The organism is Mycobacterium sp. Root135 (assembly GCF_001426545.1).
Lineage (GTDB): Bacteria > Actinomycetota > Actinomycetes > Mycobacteriales > Mycobacteriaceae > Mycobacterium.
In genome coordinates this window covers 626,099-649,590 of the sequence record NZ_LMEZ01000004.1, presented here as the reverse complement: position 1 = coordinate 649,590, position 23,492 = coordinate 626,099, and the positions used below count along the sequence as shown (strand labels likewise).

Sequence of the window (23,492 nt, the reverse complement as noted above, 5' to 3'; positions counted from 1 at the left end):
AGCCTTTCGAATTAGACGGCGGGTGCGCGTCTGCGGAGCGGGCGGGACGCGGCGGCGGCAAGTCGACGGTGCGGCGTGGTCAGGCGGACGAGGGCGTCGCCGATCAGTTGGACCGCGGCGACGGTGATCACCAGGATCACGATGGTGGCGAGCATGACGCCCTGGTCGAATCGCTGATAGCCGTAGGTGACTGCGACATAACCGATTCCGCCGGCGCCGATGGTGCCCGCGATGGCGGAGTACTCGATCATGGCGATGACGTTGATGGTGAGTCCGCCGATGATCGACGGGACGGCCTCGCCGAGTTGCACGGTGCGGATGATCTGCAGGGGCGACCCACCCGAGGCGCGGGCCACCTGCACGGCCGACGGCGGCACCGAGCGCAGCGAGTTCTCGACGATTCGGGTAAAGAACGCGATGCCCGCCAACGACATTGGCACCACCGCTGCCGCGATGCCGATGTTGGTGCCGGTGATGAATCTGGTGAACGGCATGATCGACGCCATCAGGATCAGGAACGGCAGCGACCGGCCCACGCTGATGACCCAGCTCAGTACCGTGTGCAGGCCCGGGTTCTCGAAGAGACCGCCCGGCGCCAGGTTGTGCACCAGGGCGCCCAGCGGGACGCCGACCACCACGACGATCGCCATCACGATGCCGACCATGATCAAGGTGTCCACCAGGGCCGGAAACAACAGCCCCGGGAGTTCGCCGACCGGGACCTTCGCGTTGGCCAGCAGTGTCTCGGTCATGCGACGCCCTCCAACGCACGAGCCCGTGGTGAGTGCTCGGCGAGATCTGCCGAGAGTCCGTACCGGGCCAGCACGTCGCGCACGTCGTCGCCGGATTCCACGGGAATGCCGAGGGTCACCCCGCCGACGCTGACGCCGGCCACCACTTGGACGGACGCCCCGAGGACCGACAGCGGCACCCCCAGGTCCTTGGACGCCACGGCGATCCAATCGGCGGGCACGTCGGTGCCGTCGTAGACGACGTTCCAGATCTGTTGTCCCGCCGCCGGTTCGGCGTCGGATCGTTGCGGGCGCAACTCGGCACCCAGCGACGACCGCGGGTCGGTCAGCAGGTCGACGATGCGACCCGACTCGACGATGCTGCCGTGGTCCAACCGCGCCACCGAGTCGGCGATCTTCAGCACGGTGTCCATCTCGTGGGTGATGAAGACGATGGACAGGTTCAGGTCGTCACGCAGCTCGCGGAGCAGGTCGACCACCGAATCGGTGGTGACGGGATCGAGCCCGGCCGTTGCCTCGTCGGACAGCAGCACCGACGGCCGCAGCGCCAACGCACGCGCGATGCCAACCCGCTGTCGTTGACCGCCGGAGAGTTGGAACGGGTAGTGCCCGGCACGATCGGCCAGGCCGACCCGGTCCAGCAGTTCGGCGACGCGGCGCTTCGTCTCCGACGCCGTGACGCCGAGGTAGTCCAGTGGCAGCGCGACGTTCTCGGCCGCGGTGCGTCGTTCGAGCAGGCCGGCGGCCTGGAAGACGGTGCCGATGCGCCGGCGGGCCACCCGCAGCTTGCCTGCCGACAGCGTCGTCAGGTCCTCACCGTTGACCACGACCGAACCCGACGTCGGCGGCGTCAGCAGGTTGATGCACTGCGCCAGCGTGCTCTTGCCCGCGCCGCTGGGACCGACGACGGCCAGGATCTCGCCGGCGTCGACGCGGAAGGTGACGCCGTCGAGCACCACCGTCCGCTGGTCACCGCGGCCGTAGGCCTTGGTCAGGTTGGTCAGTTCGATCACCGGTGAAGGCTCCCAGAACGGCCTGTCATGGAACACCTTTGCGATCAGCGTGAGTGCAGCACCTGGGAATTGACGCCAGGGTGATGGAAAGGCTTCTCCCCGGGCGCCGTCTCGAACCACACTTCCACCGATGAGCATCGACGAAGCGGCGTCCGGAACGGCAGAGCACGGATTCACCATCAGGAAGAGGCGACGGTGGCCGTATCTGCTGGCCGCCGTGGTCGTGATCGTCGCGGCGACAACCTATTACGTGACGCGTGCGGGCGGCACGACGTCGGCCAACGAGACGGCAGGCGCCACGCTCGAGGTCGTGTACCTCGACTCCAACCCCGCCGAGAAGCGAATCATCTCCTACATCGCCGACGAGATCGCCCCGGATTACGACGTCAAGGTCGCCGCCGTCGGGCTGGGAGACAGCACCCAGATCAACAGCGCGATCAGCGACGGACGCTATGCCGGCACCATCTTCCAGCACCGGCACTGGCTGCAGCAGGTCCTCGACGCCAACCCGGGGTTCCGCGAGCAGGCCGCGACGGGGCCGATCTTCCACTGGGTGTTCGGCATTTGGTCGGACAAGTACCGCAGCCCCGATCAGATACCCACTGGCGCAAAGCTTTCCCTGCCGTCCGACCCCGCCAACAACGCACAGGCGATCTGGTACCTCGCCCAGGCCGGACTCGTCACGCTGCGGCCCGGTGCCGACATCACCGCTCTGACGCAGAAGGACATCGTCGCCAACCCGAAGAACCTGTCGTTCACCCTGCTCGACCTCGGGGCCCAGCCGCGCGCGCTGCCGGACCTCGACGCGGTCGTCGGCTACGCGGAATCCTTTCTCGCCGCCGGTGTTCCAGAGAGCCAGTTGATCTACGCGCCGACCTCACCGGAGGAGTTCGCGTCGGTCCTGACGGTCGGCAGTGACTACGCCGACGCGCCCAACGTCCGCAACCTCGTGAAGGCGTTCGAGGACCCTCGGGTGCAGACCTTCATCGCCCAGGACCCGGACGTCAAGAAGCTCGCGCTGCCGGGGCGGCCGACGTGACATCCCGCCGCGAACTGCATCTCGGGGTCAACGTCCTCTCCGACGGCATGCATCCGGCCGCTTGGCGACACCCCGGCGCGGATCCGCAGTGGTTCACCGATCCGGCGTACTGGATCGGCCTCGCCAAGACCGCCGAGAGAGGCACCCTCGACGCGCTGTTTCTGGCCGACAGTCCGTCGCTGTTCCAGAACCCGGGGGAACCGCTGGGCGCGCCGCCGCTGGCGCTTGACCCGATCGTGCTGCTGTCGACGCTGGCGTCGGTGACCACGCATCTCGGTCTCATCGGCACGGTCTCGACGTCGTTCGAGGAGCCCTACAACGTCGCGAGGCGGTTCGCCTCGCTGGACCACCTCAGCCGAGGTCGCATCGCGTGGAACGTGGTGACCAGTAGCGACCCGTACGCGTGGAACAACTTTGGGCGGTCCGGTGACGCCGCCGGACAGCCCGACAGGCGCGAGAGGTACCGTCGTGCAGCAGAATTCGTCGATGTCGTGCGGGCGCTCTGGGATTCCTGGGACGACGACGCGGTGCTCGCCGACAAGGCGACCGGAGCGTTCGGCCGGATCGGCGCCGTCAACACGATCGACCATCGCGGCGAGTACTTCAGCGTGGACGGGCCGCTGACGCTGCCCCGCTCGCCGCAGGGCCACCCGGTGCTGTTCCAAGCCGGCGGCTCCGCGGGCGGCCTCGACCTCGCAGCGCGCTACGCCGACGGCGTCTTCGCCGCGCAGGCGTCGCTGCCGGACGCGGTGCGCTACGCCGACGACCTGAGGGCCCGCACCGTTGCCCACGGCAGGCCGCGCGACGCGATTCGAATCATGCCTGGGCTGTCCTTCGTGCTCGGCAGCACCGAGGAGGAGGCCCAGCGCCGCAACCGCGAGCTGAACGAGCTGTCGGGCGACGGTCGATTGGCCCATCTCGCGGGGCAACTCAGCGTCGACGTCTCCGAGCTGAAATGGGACGAGCCGCTGCCGGCGTGGCTGGTCGACGGCGCCGAGTCGGCGGGCGGATCGCAGGGGGCCCGCGACATCGTCGTCAACCTGGCCAGGCGCGAGCGCCTCACCGTCCGGCAGCTCCTCGACCGCGTGATCACCTGGCATCGGCTGGTCGTCGGCTCACCGGAGCAGCTCGCCGACGCGATCGAGGAGTGGTTCGTCGCAGGCGCGGTCGACGGCTTCAACCTGATGCCCGACGTGTTCCCGTCCGGTCTGGAACTCTTCGTCGACCACGTCGTCCCCATCCTGCGCGACCGCGGGTTGTTCCGGCGCGAGTACACCCACGCCACGCTGCGCGGGCATCTGGGCCTGCCACGCGTCCCCGATCGGCGGGGAGCGCTCGTGGTGTCTGCTTTGCTTTCTGGATGACCTCACTGAGTCGGCGCCGCGCGATCGCCGCGGCGGGCGGCGTGGCGGCGATGGTGGCCGGCTGCGCGCCGCGCGCCCGCGGCGACGACGATGGTGCGATGCGCTTCACCTATGGTCCGCACCCCAGCCAGTACGCCGAACTCACGCTGCCGGCAGGCGCGGCGCCGGCTCCGGTGGTCGTGGTGATCCACGGCGGGTACTGGCGGTCGAGTTACGGAGCCGAGCTCGGCCGTCCGCTGGCCGCCGACCTGGTGGGGCGCGGCTTCGCGGCGCTCAACGTCGAATACCGCCGGGTCGGCGACGGAGGTGGGTGGCCGCAGACGGGGCAGGACGTGGCGGCGGCGGTCGACGCCCTCGCGGAGCAGTCGACCGGACTGGACATCGGCCGCGTTGTCGCGCTCGGGCATTCGGCTGGCGGACAACTGGCGGGGTGGCTGGCCGCTCGCCGCGGCGGCACGGTCTCGCTGGCGGGCGCTGTGCTTCAGGCGGGTGTGCTGGACCTCGTGCGTGGGTCGGCGGACGGGCTCGGTGGCGGTGCCGTCGACGCCTACCTCGGCGGTTCGCCCGCGCACACCCCGGAGGCGTATGAGGCGGCGTCGCCCGTGGCCCTGCTGCCGCTGGGGGTGCCGACGGTGTGCGTGCACGGCACCGCCGACACCTTGGTGCCGATCGACCAGTCCGAGGGCTTCGTCGCCGCGGCGTCGAAGGCGGGCGACACGACCACGTTGCACACCTTCGACGGCGATCACTTCGACCCGATCACCGTCGGTACGCCGGCCTGGGATCTGTGCGTCGCGGGCCTGCACGCGCTGACCGGCCGTTGACGAAATACATCAGGCCGCTACTTGCCGTTGAGGTGGGCGATGTAGGCGGGGCCGTGGTTGCCGTACCAGCCGGGGCCGACGGTGGGGGCCGGGGTGGCGTAGGTGCCGGGGCTGAAGGAGTAGCCGGGGCCCTGCGGGGTGGTCGAGGTGCTGGCGCTGGCGACTCCGGCGAGTCCGAGTGCTGCCGCGCCGACGAAGGTGGCGGTGACGAGGCTGCGGGCGATGGTGTTCATGTCTTTTCCTTTGTCCGAGTGGCCTTTTGGCCTGTTTTGGTTCCTGGCTGGCCGGTGTGTTCCGGCGATGGGATAACTATGTCTCAGCTCGGGGACGAAGTCTGTCGGGTGACTGGTGGATGGGTCGGATGAACGCCGTGTCCACCGATCGGGGGACGAGCCTGCGGCGACGCGGCTCCCGACCTAGGCTGTGGTCATGGCCGACAACGAACTGTGCTGGACGCCCGCCACCTCGCTCGCCGACGCCGTCCGGACCGGTTCGGTCAGTCCCACGGAGATCGCGACCGAATTCGCCGACCGCATCGAAGCGGTCAACCCACGGCTCAACGCCTACATTCACTTCGACCGCGAGCAGGTCCTGGCCGACGCCGCGAGCCTCCAGCAAGACGTGGCCGACGGCAACACCCGCGGACCGCTGCACGGGGTGCCGTTCTCCATCAAGGGCTTGACCACGATGGCCGGTCTGCCGTTCGACTCGTCGCTGAAACCGTTGGCCGGCACGGTCGGAACGCACGACGCCACGGTGGTCACCCGGTTGAAGGCAGCCGGCGGCCTCTTTCTCGGCAAGACCAACGCGCCCGAATTCGGCTACTACGGCGGCACCGACAATCACGTGTACGGACCCACGCACAACCCGTGGCGTCAGGGCCACACCGCAGGCGGATCGAGTGGCGGTGCGGCGGCCGCGGTGGCGGCCGGGTTGGGTCCGCTCGCGGAGGGCGCCGACGGCGCGGGTTCGGTGCGCATCCCCGCCGCGATGTGCGGAGTGGTGGGCTTCAAACCGTCGCTCGGCCGCATCCCGCACACGCTTCTCGACGGGCGGCACTACACCCACATCTTCCACGGACCGATCACGCGCACCGTCGCCGACGCCGCCCTGATGTTCTCCGTCATGGCGGGACCGTCGGACTCCGACCCGAACAGCGTGCCGTCCGACGGCGTCGACTACGCCAAGGCGATCGAGGGTGACGTAACCGGTTGGCGGGTGGCCTGGTCACCCGACCTCGGTCTCGGGCACGTCGACCCCGAAGTGGTCGCGGTATGCGAAGAAGCGGTGCGCGCGTTCGAATCTCTCGGCGCCACGGTGGAGGAGGCCACGCCGAACTGGGGTGACCCCGAGGAGGCCATGTGGAAGGGCCTGTGGGTGCCCGGCTACTCGTGTGAGCACGACGTGCTCGACTGGAAGACCCAGCGTGGCGAGGTCGACGACAATCTGATCGAGATCTTCGCCCAGGCCGAAACCTTGACCGCCGTCGAGATCGGCCGCGCGGAGGCCTTCCGCGGCAGGATGTGGGACACCTTCAGCGAATTCATGCGCACCTACGACATCCTGGTAAGCCCGACTCTGGCCAGCCCCACCTTTCCGCTGGACCGCTTCGCCCCCGAGTGGCTCGACGGTCAGTCGTTGCAGCGCCAGTTGCTCGGCTGGTTGCTGACCTACCCGTTCAACATGACCACCACGCCCGCCATCACGGTGCCCGCCGGGTTCACCGCGGACGGGCGGCCCGTCGGGTTGCAGATCGCCGGCGCGCACCGTGCCGACGCCGCCGTCCTGCGCGCCGCGGCGAACTACGAGACGGCCCGGCCCTGGGCCGACGCCAAACCCGATGTGACTACAGCGCTTTGAGCCAGAACGGCCAGCGAGGATCGGACATCTTGAGCCGCGCTCGCATCAGCTTCCAGCAACCGTACTTGTGGTAGTCGAAGTCCCACGCTGAACTCAGCTGCTGGTTGACGCACGCCCACAGCCCCCACTTCGTGTCGGCCAACGCACTACACACCTGCACGCGCGCCAGCAGACCGAAGTCGGCCTTGCCGTAGAAGTCCTCGACGAGTTCGTTGATCAGTTCCTCGGTGTAGAACATCTCCGTGGTCAACAACGCCAACTCGTAGGCGCGTTCGTTGTTGGACGCGAACTCGTAGTCCACCAACTTCATCGGCTCGCCGTCGGCGACCAGGAAGTTGCCGGGCATCGGATCGTTGTGGCACGCAGCCAAATCCAATCCCGATGCCAGCAACGCCTGCTTGGCCATCCGGTACTCGCCAAGGATCAGTTCGACGTCCTGGGGAAGCCGGACGTCGAGCTCGTGGGCCTGCCCGAGGTGCTCGTCGATCATGTCGAACATGGTCTTGGTGACGGTCAGCAGTTCGCCGTCGTGGAGTTCCCGGTAGATGTCGATGATCTGGCGGGGGATGGTGACGTCCTTGAAATCACCGTTGGTGCAGGCGCGGTAGCCCTCCAGGAACTCGATGACCTCGACGCCGGTGTCCGAATCGAAGTGGACCAGCTCGGGGCCGATCCCCTTCACTCCGGCGCGGCGGGCGGCCTCGTTGGCCAGGGCACGGTCGATGAACGTCTCGCTGCCCGCGCCGGGAATCTTCAGGAAGTAGCGGGTGTCGGTGCCCTCGACGGTGATCCGCCAATTGCTGTTCTGCAGGCCGCCAAGCACCGGGGCGTACTCGAGCCGCTTGCCATGCCACGGCTCGATCGCGGCCAGGGCCGTCTCGACACTGCGCTCGGTGTCGGTGCGCGCGGTGCCCACCGCCCGGTTGCCGGTGGTGTCGCGGACGGAGTCGGTGCCGCTCACAGGTTCCTCAGCCGATCGTGGAAGTGGACGTCGCCCAACCCGGCTCGGCCTCTGAGGAATTGCCAGTCGGACAACTTCGAGTACTCGAGGGTGCCCGGCCGTGCCGCGTCCGCGTAGGCGCCAATCAGACCCCAGCGGACGCAGTCGACGATGCCGTAGACCCGCGCCCGGTCGAACAGGGCCTGATCGAAACTGCCCCACGCCGCTTCGAAGGCCTGCCGCGCGGTCGAGTCGAACGGCCGCACCTCGGCCAGCACGACGCCGATGTCCTGAAGCGGATCCATCACCGCCGCCACGTCCCAGTCCAGCAGCAGCATCCGCCCGTCCTCGGGAAGCAGGACGTTGGAGACGTTGCCGTCGCCGTGGCAGGGTGCCGTGTCGAAACCGGTTGCCACGATTCGCTCTTCGGCCATCGCCAGCATCCGGACCATCCACTCGAAGTCCGCGGGCAGGGCCACGGAGTTGGCCGCGGCCAGGTCGGTCAGCGTGCGGACGTCGTCGAAGACCGTGGCCGAGCGGGTGATCGACCCGAACTCGTGGACCCGCTTGCGCAGGGCGATCAGTTGTTCGAGCTTCGTGTCGTCGTCGAAGACGTTCAACGTCGCCGTCGACGCAGTGTCGACCAAGTTCTCCATCACCAGGATGCCGGCGGCGTGATCCGACGCGTGAACCGCGGGACCGACGCCGTTCTCGCCGGCCTCGGTCGCGGCAGCGAACGCCTGCTCCACGTCGACGTAGGCGCTGGCGTGGCCGATCATCGACTTCACGAAAACCGCTGCCGGTGAAGTGGATTCGCCATCGGGCCGGACGTCGTAACACTCCGAGTCGGCGCCCCACCAACTCGGGCTTGCCATCGTCGGGGTGGCATCGGCGGTGATGTCGGCGTCGACGAACAGTCCCAGCGAGTGCAGCGACTCGGCAATGTCGGTCGTGGGCATCAGTTTCCTCCCGTGCGGACGGCGGCCGGATCGGGCCAGGTCATCGTGCCGGGGCGCTTGCCTTCCAACCACTTGGTCAGACGCAGGACCTCGGCGTCGGCGAATCGGGGTCCGATCACCTGGATGCCGATCGGCATGCCGCCAACGAAACCGAAGCACAGGGCCGCGGCCGGCTGCGCCGTCTGGTTGGCCCAGGCGGTGAAACCGCAGTGCGCCAACGGGTGTGACGGGTCGAGCCCGACCTCCTCGGCGGCGAAGCCGACCGTCGGGATGACCGGCGAGATGACGAAGTCGAATTCGGCGGTCGCGGCGCGCACCAGCTCCGCCGAACGCGCCACCGCCTCGCCGTCGCGGGTGAAGTCGGTGGCGGAGCGGTCCGCACCAGGGGCGCACCAGCCGCGGATGGCGGGATGCACCAGCTCGCGCAGATCCTCGCGGATGGACTCCAGTTCGGCCGCAGCCCGCACCTGAAACAACCGGTCCAGCGCGGGGTAGGGGTCGTCGCGAAAGAGCGGTGCCATCGTCGAGACGTCCGCACCGCCGTCCCGTAGCGCGGCCGCGGCGTCGGTCAGCACCGCAAGCACGTCGTCGTCGGCGCCGACGTTCGGCCCCAGTTCGGGCAGCACGCTGATTCGAAGGCCGCTCGGCGCCAAGGGGTCCCGGGCAGTCGACCCCGACGACGGTGCCAGACTCCACAGGTCGCGGGCGTCGGGGCCGGACAGAACGTCGTACATGTCCATCACGTCGTCGACGGTGCGACCCATCGGCCCGGCCGAGCGCATGGTGGACGGGGCGGTGTGCGGGATGCGGCCCTGAGTGGGCTTGAGCGCCACCAGACCGCAATGCCCGGCGGGCAGTCGCACCGAGCCGGCGATGTCGGTGCCCACCGCCGAGAAGCCGATGCCCGACGCGAGCGCGGCGCCGGCGCCGGCACTGGAACCGCCGCTGTTTCTGGACGTGTCCCACGGATTGCGGGTGATGCCGTACAGCGAGCTGACACCGGCGGCCATCATGCCGAAGTCGGGCATCGTGGTCTTCCCGACGATGACGGCCCCGGCCTCCTTCAACCGGGCGGCGGGCGGGGAGTCGAACGTCGAGTCGGGCACGTCCGCGTTGGCGGCGCACCCGTGTCGCCACGGCGTTCCGACCGCGTGCACGCTGTCCTTGATGGTGACCGGAAGTCCGTCCAGCGGACCGAGTGGCGCGCCCGCGGCCCAGCGGCGGGTGGCGGCCTCCGCTGCCGACGCGGCGCCGTCGGCGTCCACGTAGGCCATCGCGTTGACGGCGGGATTGCGGGCGTCGATCCTGGCCAGGGTGAGAGCCAAGACGTCGACCGGTGTGAGGGTGCCGCTGCGGTAGGCCTCGCGCACCGCGTCCGCGGGGGAGTCCAGAACGTCGTCGCTCACGAGACGCGCGCCGTCTCGAGGGCCCCGGTCACCATGCGTCGGGCGGTCTCGGTCAGGGTGTGCAGCCCGGCGAGCATCTGCGCTTCGGTGCTGAACTCGCGTTCGTTGTGGGAGACACCGTCGACGCTTGGGATGAACAGCATGACCGTGGGGACCAGCTCCTTGAGGTTGACGGAGTCGTGCCCCGCCATGGTGGGCATTGTCCGCCAACGCAATCCGAGTCCATCGGCGACTTCCCCGGCCAAGGCGATCCCGGAGTCTTGGTAGCGGGTGGAGGGGCGCAGCGCCGCCGGTTCGATCTCGACGGTGACCTCGCCAGCCTCGGTGATGTCGGCGATCTTCGTCAGGAAGGACCGGTGGGCGGCTTCGACCGTGTCGCCGTCGAGAGCCCGTAGGTCCGCCGCGAGCCGCACTCGGGCGGGCACCACCACGGGGGAGTTGGGCTCCACGGTGAACCGCCCGACCGAACCGAGCACCGTGTCGGGGCCGAATTCGTCGGCGACGGCCCGGACGGCCAGCACGACCTGGCTGGCGCCGACCAGCGCATCGTGGCGGTACCGCATGTGGGTGGCGCCGGTGTGGGACTGCTCGCCGTGCACGGTGACGGCGTACTTGTAGGCGGCCCAGTTGCTGGTCACCACCCCGATGTCAAGGCCCTCGTCTTCGAGGGTGCGGCCCTGCTCGATGTGGATCTCGGCGTACGAGTTCGCCGTCGGAGCCACGTCGTCACCCTGAAAGCCAATGCGGCTCAGGGCATCCCGCACCGAGACGACGTCCTTGCCGACGGTGCCGAGGACCGCGTCGGCGGTCGACTTGCCGACGTAGACCGCGCTGCCCATCAAACTCGGCGAGAACCGGGAGCCCTCTTCGTTGAACCAGTTGACCGCAGCCACGTTAAACCGCGCGTCGTCCGGCCTGGCGGCCACCGCGACCGCGGCGTACGCCCCAGCCAGCACCCCGTAGGCGCCGTCGAAGCGGCCCGAGGTCGGCTGGCTGTCCAGGTGCGAGCCGAGCAGGACGTACGGGGCGCCCGCCGCGACCTCGACGCAGCCGTACATGTTTCCGACCGCGTCGACCCGGCACTGCAAGCCGTGCTGGACGAACCAGGCGCGCAACCACTCCCGCGCTAGACCGTCGGCCGCGGTGGCGGCTTCCCGATCCACCCCGCCGACCGCGGTGGCGCCGATCGCCGACAGTTCGGCGAAGTCGGCGAGGAACGCGGCGTCGGTCAGGTCGGAGGTCATCGTTGTTCGTCGGCCAACTCTTGCACCTGGTCGTCGAGGGACACCGGCGGCGTCGGCGCCGGGATTCGCATCCTGGTCATGGCGGCTTCGAACATCTCGTTCACCCGTGTCTTGTCGGCGTCGTCGGTCTTGACCACCGCAGCGGCCACCAGGAAGACGGCGAGGTTCACCACCAAGCCGACGATACCGCCGGTCAGGCTGCCGAGCCAGCGAATGTCGTCGGGGTAGATCGTGGTCAGCACCATCGCGACCAGGAACCCCGAGATCATGCCCGCCACGGCGCCCTGCTTGTTGCCGCCCCGCCAGAAGATGCCGAGGAACAACGGCACCGACAGCTGAATCACGCCCTGATAGGAGATCTGCGCGAGAAGCTGCAGCCGCGTCATGTTGAACGTGGCGTATGCGACGACGCCGGCGGCGATCATGAATACCAGCATCGAGGTCTTCGCGACCTGGGTCAGCCGCTTGTCCGTCAACGGGCGCTTCGTGGTGTTGACCAGATCGTTGGCGATCTGCAGACCGCACACCTGCACGCTGCCGTCGATGTGGCCCATGGAGGCGGCGAAGACGATGGTGATGCCGAGTCCGAGCAGCCAGGTGCCGCCGTAGTCGCTCATGATGGTGAACCAGCCCGCCTGCGGGCTCTCGGCGACGTCGGGCATGACCGTCGCGGCGATGCCGACCAGCATCAGCAGGGTGTAGAACACGCCGGAGATCAACACCGTGCACAGGGTGCCGGACTTCACCGACCGCACACTGGATGCCGTGTAGATGCGCTGGAAACTGGTTGGCCAGCATAGGGATCCGACCACACCGGTGAAGATCAGCGCGAAGATGTACAGCGGTCCGTATGCGTCACCGTCGCCGGGCAGGACGAGGTACTTGTCCGCGACGTCGTTCAGGTCGGCGACGCTGATCGGGCCGCCGGCAATCCCGGACAGCAGCACGATGCACAGGATGGCCGAGAAGACGTAGGCGACCGTGCCCTGGAAGGCGTCGGTCATGATCAGGCCGCGCATGCCCATCCGGACGGTCCAGTACTGCCGGATGAGGATCACCGCGAGGCCGACGATCAGGCACGTGGTCACCGACCAGGCGCCGTCACTGGCGAGCTCGAAAACGGTTCCCAGGGCTTGCATTCCGAGGACCACCCAGGGAAACAGCGAGACGATGCCGATGACGCTCGCGACGATGCGGACCGCGGGGGAGTCGAACCGCTTGCCCAGCAGATCGGGCTGGCTGCGCAGGTCGTACTTCTTGCCCCAGCGCCAGGCCCTGGTGGCCATGAAGTACATCATCGCCACGCCGAGGCTCGAATAGGCCAGGCCGTACAGGCCGAAGACACCCGCACCGGTGGCCAACCCGAAGAAGGCGATGAAGGTGGAACCGGGCCACCACGAGTTGACGTAGCTCATCGCCACGTACCACGGCCCGTAGCTGCGACCGCCGACCGCGTACTCGTCGAACGTGGGTGTCGTCTTCTGTTGTGTCACATAGAGAATAGCGATGACGATGGCGTAGAACACCGCCAGCATGGCGAGCATGATCCACATGTCAGCCTCCGAGGCCTTCTGCTAGGGGTTCCAGCGAATCGTCGTCGAGTTCGCCGCGGATGTCTTCGACGACGTAGAAGGCCGCCAGGGTCAGCCCAAGCACGAGGGCGTCGATCACCCAGTACATGATCGCGAAGGGGATTCCGAGGATGTCGAATCTGCTGCCGCTGCCCCACAGATAGAGGGGTGGGAAGAGCGCGAACAGCAGTGCGACGGCGTACAGCGCCCCAAAGAAGGTGACGATGGACCGTCGACTAAGTCCCCGGATGTAGGCCTTCATGGCTGAACTCCTATTTCTTGCCGATTGCCAAGCAGTGGGGTGGAAACGTAGGCGCGCAGGGTCTCGTGAATGAGCCCGTTGCTCGCAATTCCGTTGCCGCCGTCGAACACTCGTCTCCCGCCGAGATCGGTGAACCGCCCACCGGCCTCCTCGATGATGACCGGCATCGGCGCGAGATCGTAGGGCTGTGTGGTGTAGTCGACCACGGCGTCGGCGAATCCGCAGGCGACCATGGCGTATCCGAATGCGTCGCCCCAGGTGCGCACGGTCACTCCCTGCGTCCGGAGGTCCTCGACGACGTCGGGTTCCCAGTCCTCCAGCCAGGTCGCCATGACGTAGGAGCCGTCCAGGTGGGCGCGGTCCGACACCCGGACCGGGACGTCGTTGCGCAGACACCCCTTGCCGCGTTCGGCACGGACGACGATGCCGGCGCTTGGCATGTTGATGATGCCGAAGACGATCTCGTCACCCTCTTGAAGCGCGATGAGATTGGAGTACAACGGGACCCCGCGGACGAAGGACTTGGTGCCGTCGATGGGGTCGACGATCCATCGGTAGCCGGAGTCGCCTTCGGTGTCGGGGAACTCCTCGCCGACGAAGCCGTCATCGGGGAAGTTCGCCGCCACGGCGTCGCGCATGGTCTGCTCGATCTCCCGGTCGGCCGCGGTGACCGGGGTGCCGTCGTGCTTGGTCTGCACCGACATCGCGCCGCCCTCGAAGTAACGCTTCGACAGGGTCCCGGCACGTTCGGCCAGCTCAAGAGCTAGTCCGATGCGGTCTGCCCGGTTGTCGCCCATGGTTGTCGAGTGTGCGACTAGACCATTTCTGGTTTCTAGGGTCGCATGTTACGCACATGTAACACTCTCGAATGACGGATGCCTGGTCGGCCCGTGGTGGGTATCGTTCCGCCATGCTCCTTCTCGAGCACGTGCACGAAGCCTTGGTGCGGCTGGCCGGCGAGCTCGCCGACCGTGGCGAGACCAGACTGCCCACCGAACGTGTGTTGGCTGAGCGACTCGAGACGTCGCGCACCACCGTGCGCAAGGCACTGGAGCGCCTGGAGGAAGACCAGGTGATCCGTCGGGTGCGGGGCCGAGCCGGCGGCTCCTACCTCACTGCGGTGACCAGGCAGACACCTCCGGACGGGGCGCGACCACTGTGTCACGGCCACAGCATCCTTCGCAGCCTCAACACCGTGAAGGGCATCCCAGAGATCCTGCACGAACAAGGTTTTCGCGACGGGACCACCGTCATCTCGGCCGGGATGGTCCCGGTGACTGCGGGCATCGCCAGCGCTCTCGGCCTCGCGGAGGACGGCCAGGTGGTGGCCTTGAAGCGACTCCGCCACGCCGACGGGGAGACGCTGTCCCTGGAGCGGATGTACCTGCGCCCCGAGCTCGCCGGTCTGCTCGGCACCGAGATGAAGTCGGTTTACCGGACGTTGCGCGTGCGGTTTGGAGTGCAGATCTGCGTCGCCGACGAAGCCATCGAGATCGCCGCCCTTTCGCCGTCCGAGGGCGCGTTGCTCGACCAGCCGGCGGGGACGCCCGTGCTCAAGCTGGAGCGCACCGGCTACGACCAACGGGGTCGAGCCGTCGAATACTCCGTCGACCTGTTCCGCGCCGACCGCACCCGCCTCCACGTGCGGTCTCAGTCACCGGTCACCCCACGGCGGTTGTGAGGCAACGAATTTGCGTTCGAGCGCGCTCGAACCCCTAGCGTCCCGCTCATGTCACTAACCACGAACCACCTCACCTGGATCATCACCGGCGCCTCCCGCGGATTCGGCAGGGCCATCGCCGAATACGCACTCGCGAACGGGGACACCGTCCTCGCCGCCGTGCGGGAGCCGGGTGCCGTCGCCGACCTGGCCGAGCGGTATCCGGACCGGTTCGCGTCGACCTCCTTCGACGCAGGAAAGACCGCTCGGGTCGACGGCGTGGTCGAGGCGGCCCTGCAGCGGTTCGGCCGCGTCGACGTCCTGGTCAACAACGCGGGGCGCGGCATCATCGGCGCCGCCGAGGAGGTTTCGGATGCCGACCTCCGCGAGGCGATGGATCTGCACCTGTTCGTCCCCGCCGCCCTGGTGCGGGCCGTGCTGCCGACGATGCGTGAGCAGCGCAGCGGCACGATCATCCAGATGAGCAGCCAGGGTGGCCGAGTCTCGTTTCCCGGTGCGGGCTCCTATTCGGCGGGAAAGTTCGCGTTGGAGGGGTGGTCGGAGGCGCTCGCCGGTGAGGTGGCCCCGTTCGGAATTCGCGTAATGATCTTGGAGCCCAGCAGGTTTCGTACCGGATTCAACCAGCCCGACGTCATCGCCTTCGCCGACTCAAGCCCCGTCTATGGGGACGCACTCAGCGCCATGCGGGCCGACCTGGCTCGGGTCGACGGTGTCCAGGAGGGCGATCCGGTCAAGGCGGCGGAGGTGATCGCCGACCTCGCGCACGGCGACGACGTCCCGTTGCGGCTGCCGCTGGGCGCCGAGGCCGTTCGGCGCATCGGCAACGGTTATCGCACCAATCTGGCGGCGCTGGAGACGTGGGCCGACGTCGCGATCGGCACCGACTTCGAGGACGCGCCGCCGTCGGTCCGACCGGTCTAGGCTTCGCCGATGAGCGTCGACGACCTGATGACGAAGGCGCTGGCGGCCCTGGGCGAGGCTGGCGGCCCGATCTCGGTGGAGCTGTTGCACCGGATGGCCGACGGCGGTGACGTCGAGGAACCGAAGTCGATCGCCGAGGTGGCCGAGCTTCTGGACGTCACGGCGCACACCTTGCGCTACTACGAGCGCATCGGACTACTGGTCGTCGACCGCGACGTCGACGGGCACCGCAGATACTCCCCGGAAGCGATCCGTCGACTCGTCTTCCTGACTCGGATGCGGCTGTCCGGCATGGCCATTCGCGATCTCCAGCACTACGTCGAGCTGGTCGACGCCGGGGCCGACACGGTGCCAGAGCGGCTGGACATGCTCGTCGAACACCGTGACACCATTGCGCGCCAGATTCGTGAGCTGACGCTGTCCCTGGCCGCCACCGAGTACAAGATCGCGACCTACGGTGGCCGCGCCGGGGATCCGCTGCCCTAGCCGAGCGTCGAGACTGCGTCAACGGTCGTGATTCGGCGGTGATCACAACCGCCCACGCAGTCTCGACGAGTTCGGTGTCCCCCGGGAATGAATCGCACACCCCTTCGGTTGACCCATTCGACAACTTGAGTGACTCAGGCTCAACTCTCGCTTGACACCACCGCATCCGCGGGGGCAAGCTTGAGCCTGGTCCACTCAGACCCCAGAACGTTTTTCTATACAGGAGGCAGTAACTATGGCTCGTGCGGTCGGTATCGACCTCGGGACCACCAACTCCGTCGTCTCGGTGCTCGAAGGCGGAGAACCCGTCGTCGTCGCAAACTCGGAGGGCTCACGTACCACCCCGTCGGTCGTCGCGTTCGCGCGCAACGGCGAGGTGTTGGTCGGTCAGCCCGCCAAGAACCAAGCAGTCACCAACGTCGACCGGACCATCCGATCGGTCAAGCGCCACATCGGCACCGACTGGTCCGTGGCGATCGACGGCAAGGACTACACGCCGCAGGAAATCAGCGCGCGCATCCTCATGAAGCTCAAGCGTGACGCCGAGGCGTACCTGGGCGAGGACATCACCGACGCGGTCATCACCGTGCCGGCGTACTTCAACGACGCCCAGCGTCAGGCCACCAAGGAAGCCGGCCAGATCGCCGGCCTCGAGGTGCAGCGCATCGTCAACGAGCCCACCGCGGCGGCGTTGGCCTACGGCCTGGACAAGGCCGACAAGGACCAGACCATCCTGGTCTTCGACCTCGGTGGCGGCACGTTCGACGTCTCGCTGCTCGACATCGGCGACGGCGTCGTCGAGGTCCGTGCGACCTCCGGTGACAACCACCTCGGTGGCGACGACTGGGACGACCGGATCGTGACGTGGCTCGTCGACAAGTTCAAGGCCTCGGCAGGCATCGACCTGACCAAGGACAAGATGGCCATGCAGCGTCTGCGCGAGGCGGCCGAGAAGGCCAAGATCGAACTGAGCTCCGGCCAGTCGACCTCGATCAACCTGCCCTACATCACGGTCGACGCGGACAAGAACCCGCTGTTCCTCGACGAGCAGCTCAGCCGCGCGGAGTTCCAAAAGATCACTCAGGATCTGCTGGACCGCACCCGCAAGCCGTTCCAGTCCGTCATCAAGGACGCCGGCGTTTCGGTCTCCGACATCGACCATGTCGTGATGGTCGGCGGTTCCACCCGCATGCCCGCCGTGACCGAGCTGGTCAAGGAACTCAGCGGCAAGGAGCCCAACAAGGGCGTCAACCCCGACGAGGTCGTGGCCGTCGGTGCCGCGCTGCAGGCAGGTGTGCTGGCCGGTGAGGTCAAGGACGTCCTGCTGCTCGACGTGACCCCCCTGAGCCTCGGCATCGAGACCAAGGGTGGCGTGATGACCAAGCTCATCGAGCGCAACACCACCATCCCCACCAAGCGGTCGGAGACCTTCACCACCGCTGACGACAACCAGCCGTCGGTGCAGATCCAGGTCTTCCAGGGTGAGCGTGAAATCGCCTCGGCGAACAAGCTGCTCGGCTCCTTCGAGCTGACCGGCATCCCGCCCGCCCCGCGTGGCACGCCGCAGATCGAGGTCACCTTCGACATCGACGTCAACGGCATCGTCCACGTCACCGCCAAGGACAAGGGCACCGGCAAGGAGAACACGATCAAGATCCAGGAGGGCTCCGGCCTCTCCCAGGACGACATCGATCGGATGATCAAGGACGCCGAGGCGCACGCCGAGGAAGACCGCAAGCGTCGCGAAGAGGCGACCGCTCGCAACGACGCCGAGGCGCTGGTCTACCAGACCGAGAAGTTCATCAAGGAACAGCGCGAAGCCGAGGGTGGCTCCAAGGTTCCCGAGGAGACGCTCGCCAAGGTTGAGTCCGCGATCGGCGAGGCGAAGTCGGCGCTCGAGGGCACCGACATCACGGCGATCAAGTCCGCGATGGAGAAGCTGGGCGTCGAATCCCAGGCTCTCGGCCAGGCGATCTACGAGGCCACCCAGGCCGAGCAGGGCGCCGCTGGAGCCGACGGTTCCGCATCGCAGGCTGACGACAACGTGGTTGACGCGGAGGTCGTCGAAGACGACGAGCAGGAGCGCAAGTGACCCAGGAGAACGATCCGCACGAGCCGGTGACCATCACCGACAAACGGCGCGTCGATCCCGACACGGGTGCAGTTCGTGACAGCGCGGATTCGGCGTCGGCCCCCAGTGGGTCGACGCCGGACCCGGCACCCGAGAACGACGAGGCTGCCGAGCTCAAGGCGACGCTGCAACGCGTCAAGGCGGAATACGACAACTACCGCAAACGATCCGTCCGGCAGGAACAAGCGGCCTCCGAACGCGGTAAGGCGTTCGCGGCCACCCAGTTGCTGCCCGTGCTCGACGACCTCGAGCGCGCGCGGCGCCACGGTGACCTGGAGTCTGGTCCGCTGAAGTCGGTGGCAGACAAGCTCACCGGCGCACTGCAGGCCATCGGACTGGTGGCCTACGGCGTGGAGGGCGACCCGTTCGACCCGTCACTGCACGAGGCCGTGCAGCACGACGGTGACGGATCGAACCCGGTGATCGGCACCGTCATGCGCCAGGGCTACCGCCTCGGCGACGGCCCGGTGCTTCGGCACGCGATGGTCGGGGTGGTCGATTCCGTCGTCGCTCCCGACACGAACGACGTGTCGGACGCGCAAAACGCATCGAATGGCAACGAGAATTCACAATCAGATCGATAGTTCGACAGAACTGACTGGCAAGGAGGTGACGCAGCATGGTCCAGCGCGAATGGGTTGAGAAGGACTTCTACAAAGAACTCGGCGTCGCCTCCGATGCCAGCGACAGCGAAATCAAGAGTGTCGCCCGCAAGCTGATGGCCGAGCTGCACCCCGACCGCAACCCGAACAATCCGGTTGCCGAGGAGCGGTACAAGGCGGTCGGCGAGGCCAAGGACGTCCTTCTGGACAAGGCCAAGCGCAAGGAATACGACGAAACCCGCAGGCTCTTCGCCAACGGTGGTCGTCGGTTCGGCGGTGGCGGTGGCGGTGGCAACTTCGGCGGGTTCAGCGGTGAGGGAGCCGAATTCAACCTCGGCGACCTGTTCGACGCCGCTCCGCAGACCGGTGGCGCCAACATCGGCGACCTCTTCGGTGGACTGTTCGGTCGCGGCGCTCAACAGCCGCGGCCCAGTCGTCCGCGCCGAGGCAACGACCTGGAGACCGAGACGGAACTGTCGTTCCTCGAGGCGACCAAGGGCGTGGCCATGCCGCTGCGGCTGACCAGCCCGGCGCCGTGCACCAACTGCCATGGCAGTGGCGCACGCCCCGGCACCAGCCCCAAGGTGTGCCCGAACTGCAACGGCGCGGGCGTCATCAACCGCAATCAGGGTGCGTTCGGCTTCTCGGAGCCGTGCACCGAATGCCGTGGCACCGGCTCGATCATCGAGGAGCCGTGCGACGAGTGCGGCGGCAAGGGTGCGACCACCCGGACCCGCACCATCAACGTGCGGATACCGCCCGGTGTCGAGGACGGCCAACGCATCCGTCTCGCCGGCCAGGGTGAAGCGGGGCTGCGCGGCGCACCGTCTGGCGACCTGTTCGTCACCGTGCACGTCCGCCCCGACAAGGTGTTCGGCAGGACCGGCGACGACCTGACCGTGACGGTTCCCGTCAGCTTCCACGAACTCGCCCTTGGCACAACGCTTTCGGTGCCGACGCTGGAGGGCAAGGTCGGGGTCCGGGTGCCCAAGGGAACGTCCGACGGACGCATCCTTCGGGTCCGCGGTCGCGGGGTGCCCAAACGCGCCGGCGGTCACGGTGACCTGCTGGTCACGGTGAAGGTCGCGGTCCCCCCGAACGTCGAAGGCGAAGCCGCCGAGGCACTCGAGGCCTACGCCAAGGCCGAGCGGGCAAGCGGGTTCGACCCGCGGGCCGGATGGACCGGTGCGTGATGTCCAAGAAGGACGATGCGCGTACCTTCCTCATCTCGGTCGCCGCGGAGCTCGCGGGCATGCACGCCCAGACGCTGCGGACCTACGACCGGCTCGGCCTGGTCAGTCCGCAGCGTAGCTCCGGCGGCGGTCGGCGCTACTCCGAGCGCGACGTCGACCTGCTCCGCGAGGTGCAGCGACTGTCGCAGGACGAGGGCGTCAACCTCGCAGGCATCAAGCGCATCATCGAGCTGACCAATCAGGTCGAGGCGCTGCGCTCCCGGATGGCCGAGATGGCCGACGAGATGGAACGCCTGCGGGCCAACCAGCGCCGCGACCTGGCCGTCGTGCCGAAGAGCACCGCGCTGGTCGTGTGGCAGCCCCGAAGCAAGCGCTGATCAGGTCGCCGTGATCGAGAACCTCATGGTCTCGGGTTTGCCGGCGACCGCGAAGCGGTAGTTGCCGCTGCGCAGCGCGTCGGTTGGCGCGGCCATCGGTTCGATCGCGATGACGTCGTCGTTGGGTGGCGCGAACAGCTGGGTGGCGGGATACCCCTTGAGGAACGCAATCTCGACCCTGCGGTCGCCGGCTGAGATGGCGAACACCGAACCCTCTGGCACCTGGTCGAATCCGTCGTCGTAGAGCGTGGACCCCATCGGTTCCGAGCTGGCCTGCCACTCGTCGTGGGCGCCGGTGGGGAGGCCCCAGTTGTCGGTCGGCCGGTGCCGCATCGCCGGGGTGGTCAAGGTCCATTCGGCGCGAGGGATCCCCGGCAGCTGGACGTACGGGTGGTAGCCGAAGCACAGCGGTACGGACGCGGCCGTCGTCGGCATCACGGTCGTCTCGACGGACAGGGTGCGATCGGCGAGCGTCACGCGTTGGGTCAGCACGTGGGGAAACGGGAACGACGCCAGCAGGCGGGGTCGTCCGCCGTAGTCGAGGACCGCGGTCAACGAGTTCTCCGACCGGTCGGAGATCAGCCAGCCGGGATAACCCGTGAGGACTCCGTGGATCGGCACGCCGTGCTCGTCGGTACGCACTCCACCGGTCCCGGGGGTGAGCGTCACGACGGCGCCGTTGATCCCATACTTGCTGGCGCTCAACCGGTTTGCCCACGGATAGAGGATCGGCACGCCCATGGTCTTGCCCGCGGTGATGTAGGCGTCGAGGCCGCGTCGTTGGCCGAGGAACTCGTGTTTCCCGTCGCGCAGCGACGTGACGATCATGCCTGCCATGGGGACGACGGTCGCGGTCAGCGACGACGACGGATCGGTCAGCGTGACGGCTTCGAACTCGGACATTTGGCGATTCTGTCACGCTCAACTGGCAAGTGGATCGTGTTGGATGCGACGTGGATCGGCACCCTTCGCGATCAGGGCCGCCGTGGTCGCCGCGACCATCCCCGGTCCGCCGCAGACCAGGATCTGCCGATCGCTCCAGCCGCCGTAGCGGGTCACCACCTCGGGAAGGGTGCCGACCTGGCGCACGTGTAGCCCGCGGGGAGGTTCGACGTCGGGATAGTCGGCCGCCCACGGCGGGTTGGTGGAGTACTCCGAGACCGGGGTCACCGACAACCACGGATTGGTCGACGCGACCTGCCATAGCGTCCGGAGGTCGTACAGGTCGCAGGGGTACCTGGCGCCGAAGAACAGGTGCACCCGCGGATTCTGGCCCCACTGTGCGAGATTCATGATGATCGACCGCAGCGGAGCCAGTCCGGTTCCACCCGCCACCATCAGCACGTCCCCGCCGTCGCGGTCGACGTGCATCGCGCCGAGCGGGTTGGACAGCCGCCACCGGTCACCGGGCTTCGTCTCGCCGACGATGGCGCTGCTCACCATGCCGCCCATCACCGAACGCACGTGGAACTCGATGGCGCCGCCGCGGTCGGCGGGAATCGAGGGGCTCAGAAACCGCCAGCGGCGCGGCCACTGCGGCACCTGCACCGTCACGTACTGGCCCGCGTGGAAGTGCAGCGGCTCGTCGAGTTGCAACCGGATCACCGACACGTCGCGGGTGGCGCGAATGTGTTCGACGACGCCGCCGTCGACGAAGGGCGGACCTTGCTCGGCGTCGGCCGCGCCGCGCATGATCCCGACGATCAACGTGACGGCCTGGAGCGTGGCATCGGCCAGCCGGTCGTCCCATCGGTCGATCAGGTGGCTGCGCAGCGTGGTGAGCAACGCGTCCTGCATGGAATCGTAATGTCGTTGCATGACACCGTATTTGCGGTGATCGCGACCCAGCTGAGCGAGGAAGGCCACGGGCTCGTCGGCGCGCTGGGCGATCAGCTCGCCGAACAGCCACGTCATGGCTTCGGCGAACACGGTGCGCTGCCTGCTCAGGTCCGGTGGGAACAGGTCCCGCACCTCGGCGTCGACGGCGAACCAGCGGGTGTAGAAGCGGTGGATCAGCTCATTCGAACCGGCCTGGGGATCGAACGCGGCGCGCAGCGTCGCCAGCGCGTCACGGTCGTCGAGTCCCACGCCGTTCGAGTGTAGGGGCGGGCTCGGGATCAGAGTCCGTGGAGGCCCTTGTAGAGCACCAACAGGCCCAGGACGATCAGGATGCCCGCGACGAGGGCGGCGTGTTGGGCTTCCATCCAGTCCTTCAGCCGGGTCAGTGGCTGATGCAGCCGGTCACCGGACACCGCGTACGCCAGCACGGGCAGCGCCACCGTGGAGGCGGCCATGGCGACGTAGAAGAGGACGCCAAGTGCGGCCCCCTTGCGGCCCAAACCCTCGGTGCCGATCGCCAGACCCGCTGCGGCACACATGAACAACACCTTCGGATTCGCCACGACCAGGACGAGCGCGGTGACCAACGCCTTGCGCGGGGTGATCTTTGCGAAGCTGCTCATCCACTTCGGCGAATGGTCGGAGCGTCCACGGGTCACCCACTTGTAGGCGCCGAAGACGATCAGGGCGGCGCCGGCGACGATGCGTACCCAGGACGCCCAGCTGGGTGGCTTGTCCAGACCGCCGCCGAGGACGTTCGACACCTCGACGAAGGCCTGCGTCACCACGGCCAGCCCGACGATCCACCCGGCCAGGAACGCGAGCCCCGTCGGCCTCGGCCGGGGCGAATGCAGCACCAGCACCCCAGGAATGATCGAAAGTGGTGACAGGGCCACCACCAGCGCGAGGGGGATCAGTTCGGCCAGCATCGCGGTAAAGGTAGCAAAGCTCGGGCAGGCGTCGTGCCCAAATGTCGTGCGGTGCGGTTGCGCGGTTGTACGCTGCCGCTCAGCCCCGACGGACGTTTC

General features: G+C 67.8%; 24 protein-coding genes. 11 read left to right on the top strand and 13 right to left on the bottom strand.

Annotated features, from left to right (window positions below; translation table 11 throughout):
• Positions 1-11: 11 nt before the first annotated feature.
• Together ASD37_RS10825 and ASD37_RS10820 are read right to left on the bottom strand one after the other, a co-directional pair.
• The gene (locus ASD37_RS10825; protein ID WP_056550931.1) at positions 12-752 is read right to left on the bottom strand and encodes a methionine ABC transporter permease; all 741 of its coding nucleotides are present in this window, start codon (positions 750-752) and stop codon (positions 12-14) included.
• Complete coding sequence (locus ASD37_RS10820; protein WP_056550930.1) at positions 749-1,765, bottom strand: methionine ABC transporter ATP-binding protein; 1,017 nt, start codon at positions 1,763-1,765, stop codon at positions 749-751. Before ASD37_RS10820 ends, ASD37_RS10825 begins: the two co-directional genes overlap by 4 nt.
• Positions 1,766-1,895: 130 nt before the next feature.
• On the opposite strand from ASD37_RS10820, the gene ASD37_RS10815 reads away from it, so the two are divergent.
• Genes ASD37_RS10815 through ASD37_RS10805 form a run of 3 tightly spaced genes read left to right on the top strand, consistent with a single transcriptional unit; the run spans position 1,896 to position 4,992 of the window.
• Positions 1,896-2,804 carry a MetQ/NlpA family ABC transporter substrate-binding protein gene (locus ASD37_RS10815; RefSeq protein ID WP_056550929.1) on the top strand — a complete coding sequence of 303 codons (909 nt, stop codon included), beginning with the start codon at positions 1,896-1,898 and terminating at the stop codon, positions 2,802-2,804.
• Entirely contained in the window at positions 2,801-4,168 is a 1,368-nt protein-coding gene (locus tag ASD37_RS10810) for an LLM class flavin-dependent oxidoreductase (protein WP_082570062.1), read from the top strand. Before ASD37_RS10815 ends, ASD37_RS10810 begins: the two co-directional genes overlap by 4 nt.
• A complete protein-coding gene (locus tag ASD37_RS10805) occupies positions 4,165-4,992 on the top strand; it encodes a S9 family peptidase (protein WP_082570061.1) in 828 nt (275 codons plus the stop codon). The genes ASD37_RS10810 and ASD37_RS10805 overlap by 4 nt, the downstream gene beginning before the upstream one ends.
• A gap of 17 nt (positions 4,993-5,009) precedes the next feature.
• Here the strand turns inward: ASD37_RS10805 and ASD37_RS10800 are convergent, their stop codons facing one another.
• Positions 5,010-5,225 carry a hypothetical protein gene (locus tag ASD37_RS10800; protein ID WP_056550928.1) on the bottom strand — a complete coding sequence of 72 codons (216 nt, stop codon included), beginning with the start codon at positions 5,223-5,225 and terminating at the stop codon, positions 5,010-5,012.
• A 196-nt stretch (positions 5,226-5,421) separates the two neighbouring features.
• Here ASD37_RS10800 and ASD37_RS10795 point away from each other — a divergent pair, with 196 nt between their 5' ends.
• Positions 5,422-6,852, top strand: coding sequence for an amidase (locus tag ASD37_RS10795; RefSeq protein WP_056551068.1), 1,431 nt, complete (start codon positions 5,422-5,424; stop codon positions 6,850-6,852).
• Here ASD37_RS10795 and ASD37_RS10790 read toward each other — a convergent pair.
• From ASD37_RS10790 to ASD37_RS10760, 7 genes are read right to left on the bottom strand one after another with little or no spacing between them, the layout of a single operon-like run.
• Positions 6,839-7,813, bottom strand: coding sequence for a choline/ethanolamine kinase family protein (locus tag ASD37_RS10790; protein ID WP_056550927.1), 975 nt, complete (start codon positions 7,811-7,813; stop codon positions 6,839-6,841). The two genes, ASD37_RS10795 and ASD37_RS10790, sit on opposite strands and share 14 nt — an antisense overlap.
• Positions 7,810-8,751 carry an aminoglycoside phosphotransferase family protein gene (locus tag ASD37_RS10785; protein WP_056550926.1) on the bottom strand — a complete coding sequence of 314 codons (942 nt, stop codon included), beginning with the start codon at positions 8,749-8,751 and terminating at the stop codon, positions 7,810-7,812. Before ASD37_RS10785 ends, ASD37_RS10790 begins: the two co-directional genes overlap by 4 nt.
• On the bottom strand, positions 8,751-10,157 hold the full coding sequence (locus tag ASD37_RS10780; RefSeq protein ID WP_056550925.1) for an amidase family protein: 1,407 nt from the start codon (positions 10,155-10,157) through the stop codon (positions 8,751-8,753). Before ASD37_RS10780 ends, ASD37_RS10785 begins: the two co-directional genes overlap by 1 nt.
• A complete protein-coding gene (locus tag ASD37_RS10775) occupies positions 10,154-11,401 on the bottom strand; it encodes a M20 family metallo-hydrolase (protein WP_156720829.1) in 1,248 nt (415 codons plus the stop codon). The genes ASD37_RS10780 and ASD37_RS10775 overlap by 4 nt, the downstream gene beginning before the upstream one ends.
• On the bottom strand, positions 11,398-12,954 hold the full coding sequence (locus ASD37_RS10770) for a sodium:solute symporter (protein ID WP_056550924.1): 1,557 nt from the start codon (positions 12,952-12,954) through the stop codon (positions 11,398-11,400). The genes ASD37_RS10775 and ASD37_RS10770 overlap by 4 nt, the downstream gene beginning before the upstream one ends.
• Before the next feature lies 1 nt (position 12,955).
• On the bottom strand, positions 12,956-13,234 hold the full coding sequence (locus tag ASD37_RS10765; RefSeq protein ID WP_056550923.1) for a hypothetical protein: 279 nt from the start codon (positions 13,232-13,234) through the stop codon (positions 12,956-12,958).
• Positions 13,231-14,031 carry an inositol monophosphatase family protein gene (locus tag ASD37_RS10760; RefSeq protein ID WP_056550922.1) on the bottom strand — a complete coding sequence of 267 codons (801 nt, stop codon included), beginning with the start codon at positions 14,029-14,031 and terminating at the stop codon, positions 13,231-13,233. The genes ASD37_RS10765 and ASD37_RS10760 overlap by 4 nt, the downstream gene beginning before the upstream one ends.
• A 113-nt stretch (positions 14,032-14,144) precedes the next feature.
• On the opposite strand from ASD37_RS10760, the gene ASD37_RS10755 reads away from it, so the two are divergent.
• From ASD37_RS10755 to ASD37_RS10725, 7 genes are all read left to right on the top strand, one after another.
• Entirely contained in the window at positions 14,145-14,915 is a 771-nt protein-coding gene (locus ASD37_RS10755) for a GntR family transcriptional regulator (protein ID WP_056550921.1), read from the top strand.
• A 48-nt stretch (positions 14,916-14,963) separates the two neighbouring features.
• The gene (locus ASD37_RS10750) at positions 14,964-15,836 is read left to right on the top strand and encodes an SDR family oxidoreductase (protein ID WP_056550920.1); all 873 of its coding nucleotides are present in this window, start codon (positions 14,964-14,966) and stop codon (positions 15,834-15,836) included.
• Between the two features lie 9 nt (positions 15,837-15,845).
• Positions 15,846-16,322, top strand: a complete 477-nt coding sequence (locus tag ASD37_RS10745) for a MerR family transcriptional regulator (RefSeq protein WP_056550919.1) — start codon at positions 15,846-15,848, stop codon at positions 16,320-16,322.
• Positions 16,323-16,557: 235 nt separating this feature from the next.
• Positions 16,558-18,414 carry a molecular chaperone DnaK gene (gene dnaK / locus ASD37_RS10740; RefSeq protein ID WP_056550918.1) on the top strand — a complete coding sequence of 619 codons (1,857 nt, stop codon included), beginning with the start codon at positions 16,558-16,560 and terminating at the stop codon, positions 18,412-18,414.
• Positions 18,411-19,037, top strand: coding sequence for a nucleotide exchange factor GrpE (grpE, locus tag ASD37_RS10735; RefSeq protein WP_056550917.1), 627 nt, complete (start codon positions 18,411-18,413; stop codon positions 19,035-19,037). Before dnaK ends, grpE begins: the two co-directional genes overlap by 4 nt.
• A gap of 35 nt (positions 19,038-19,072) precedes the next feature.
• On the top strand, positions 19,073-20,248 hold the full coding sequence (dnaJ, locus tag ASD37_RS10730; RefSeq protein WP_056550916.1) for a molecular chaperone DnaJ: 1,176 nt from the start codon (positions 19,073-19,075) through the stop codon (positions 20,246-20,248).
• Complete coding sequence (locus ASD37_RS10725) at positions 20,248-20,625, top strand: heat shock protein transcriptional repressor HspR (RefSeq protein WP_056551066.1); 378 nt, start codon at positions 20,248-20,250, stop codon at positions 20,623-20,625. Before dnaJ ends, ASD37_RS10725 begins: the two co-directional genes overlap by 1 nt.
• Here ASD37_RS10725 and ASD37_RS10720 read toward each other — a convergent pair whose 3' ends face one another.
• Genes ASD37_RS10720 through ASD37_RS10710 form a run of 3 tightly spaced genes read right to left on the bottom strand, consistent with a single transcriptional unit; the run spans position 20,626 to position 23,393 of the window.
• Positions 20,626-21,528: an aldose 1-epimerase gene (locus tag ASD37_RS10720; RefSeq protein WP_056550915.1), complete on the bottom strand. Its 903-nt coding sequence runs from the start codon at positions 21,526-21,528 to the stop codon at positions 20,626-20,628. It abuts the gene before it with no gap.
• Positions 21,529-21,546: 18 nt separating this feature from the next.
• Positions 21,547-22,713 carry an FAD-binding oxidoreductase gene (locus ASD37_RS10715; RefSeq protein WP_056550914.1) on the bottom strand — a complete coding sequence of 389 codons (1,167 nt, stop codon included), beginning with the start codon at positions 22,711-22,713 and terminating at the stop codon, positions 21,547-21,549.
• Positions 22,714-22,742: 29 nt separating this feature from the next.
• Positions 22,743-23,393, bottom strand: coding sequence for a GAP family protein (locus ASD37_RS10710; protein ID WP_056550913.1), 651 nt, complete (start codon positions 23,391-23,393; stop codon positions 22,743-22,745).
• Positions 23,394-23,492: the final 99 nt, after the last annotated feature.

Bases quoted from the DNA above. Each gene is read 5' to 3' on its own strand.
- ASD37_RS10775 (WP_156720829.1), bottom strand. From the start codon at position 11,401: ATGACCTCCGACCTGACCGACGCCGCGTTCCTCGCCGACTTCGCCGAA.
- ASD37_RS10710 (WP_056550913.1), bottom strand. From the start codon at position 23,393: ATGCTGGCCGAACTGATCCCCCTCGCGCTGGTGGTGGCCCTGTCACCA.
- ASD37_RS10770 (WP_056550924.1), bottom strand. From the start codon at position 12,954: ATGTGGATCATGCTCGCCATGCTGGCGGTGTTCTACGCCATCGTCATC.
- dnaK (WP_056550918.1), top strand. From the start codon at position 16,558: ATGGCTCGTGCGGTCGGTATCGACCTCGGGACCACCAACTCCGTCGTC.
- ASD37_RS10760 (WP_056550922.1), bottom strand. From the start codon at position 14,031: ATGGGCGACAACCGGGCAGACCGCATCGGACTAGCTCTTGAGCTGGCC.
- ASD37_RS10785 (WP_056550926.1), bottom strand. From the start codon at position 8,751: ATGCCCACGACCGACATTGCCGAGTCGCTGCACTCGCTGGGACTGTTC.
- ASD37_RS10745 (WP_056550919.1), top strand. From the start codon at position 15,846: ATGAGCGTCGACGACCTGATGACGAAGGCGCTGGCGGCCCTGGGCGAG.
- ASD37_RS10800 (WP_056550928.1), bottom strand. From the start codon at position 5,225: ATGAACACCATCGCCCGCAGCCTCGTCACCGCCACCTTCGTCGGCGCG.
- dnaJ (WP_056550916.1), top strand. From the start codon at position 19,073: ATGGTCCAGCGCGAATGGGTTGAGAAGGACTTCTACAAAGAACTCGGC.
- ASD37_RS10755 (WP_056550921.1), top strand. From the start codon at position 14,145: ATGCTCCTTCTCGAGCACGTGCACGAAGCCTTGGTGCGGCTGGCCGGC.
- ASD37_RS10815 (WP_056550929.1), top strand. From the start codon at position 1,896: ATGAGCATCGACGAAGCGGCGTCCGGAACGGCAGAGCACGGATTCACC.
- ASD37_RS10805 (WP_082570061.1), top strand. From the start codon at position 4,165: ATGACCTCACTGAGTCGGCGCCGCGCGATCGCCGCGGCGGGCGGCGTG.
- ASD37_RS10765 (WP_056550923.1), bottom strand. From the start codon at position 13,234: ATGAAGGCCTACATCCGGGGACTTAGTCGACGGTCCATCGTCACCTTC.
- ASD37_RS10825 (WP_056550931.1), bottom strand. From the start codon at position 752: ATGACCGAGACACTGCTGGCCAACGCGAAGGTCCCGGTCGGCGAACTC.
- ASD37_RS10795 (WP_056551068.1), top strand. From the start codon at position 5,422: ATGGCCGACAACGAACTGTGCTGGACGCCCGCCACCTCGCTCGCCGAC.
- ASD37_RS10725 (WP_056551066.1), top strand. From the start codon at position 20,248: ATGTCCAAGAAGGACGATGCGCGTACCTTCCTCATCTCGGTCGCCGCG.
- ASD37_RS10750 (WP_056550920.1), top strand. From the start codon at position 14,964: ATGTCACTAACCACGAACCACCTCACCTGGATCATCACCGGCGCCTCC.
- ASD37_RS10720 (WP_056550915.1), bottom strand. From the start codon at position 21,528: ATGTCCGAGTTCGAAGCCGTCACGCTGACCGATCCGTCGTCGTCGCTG.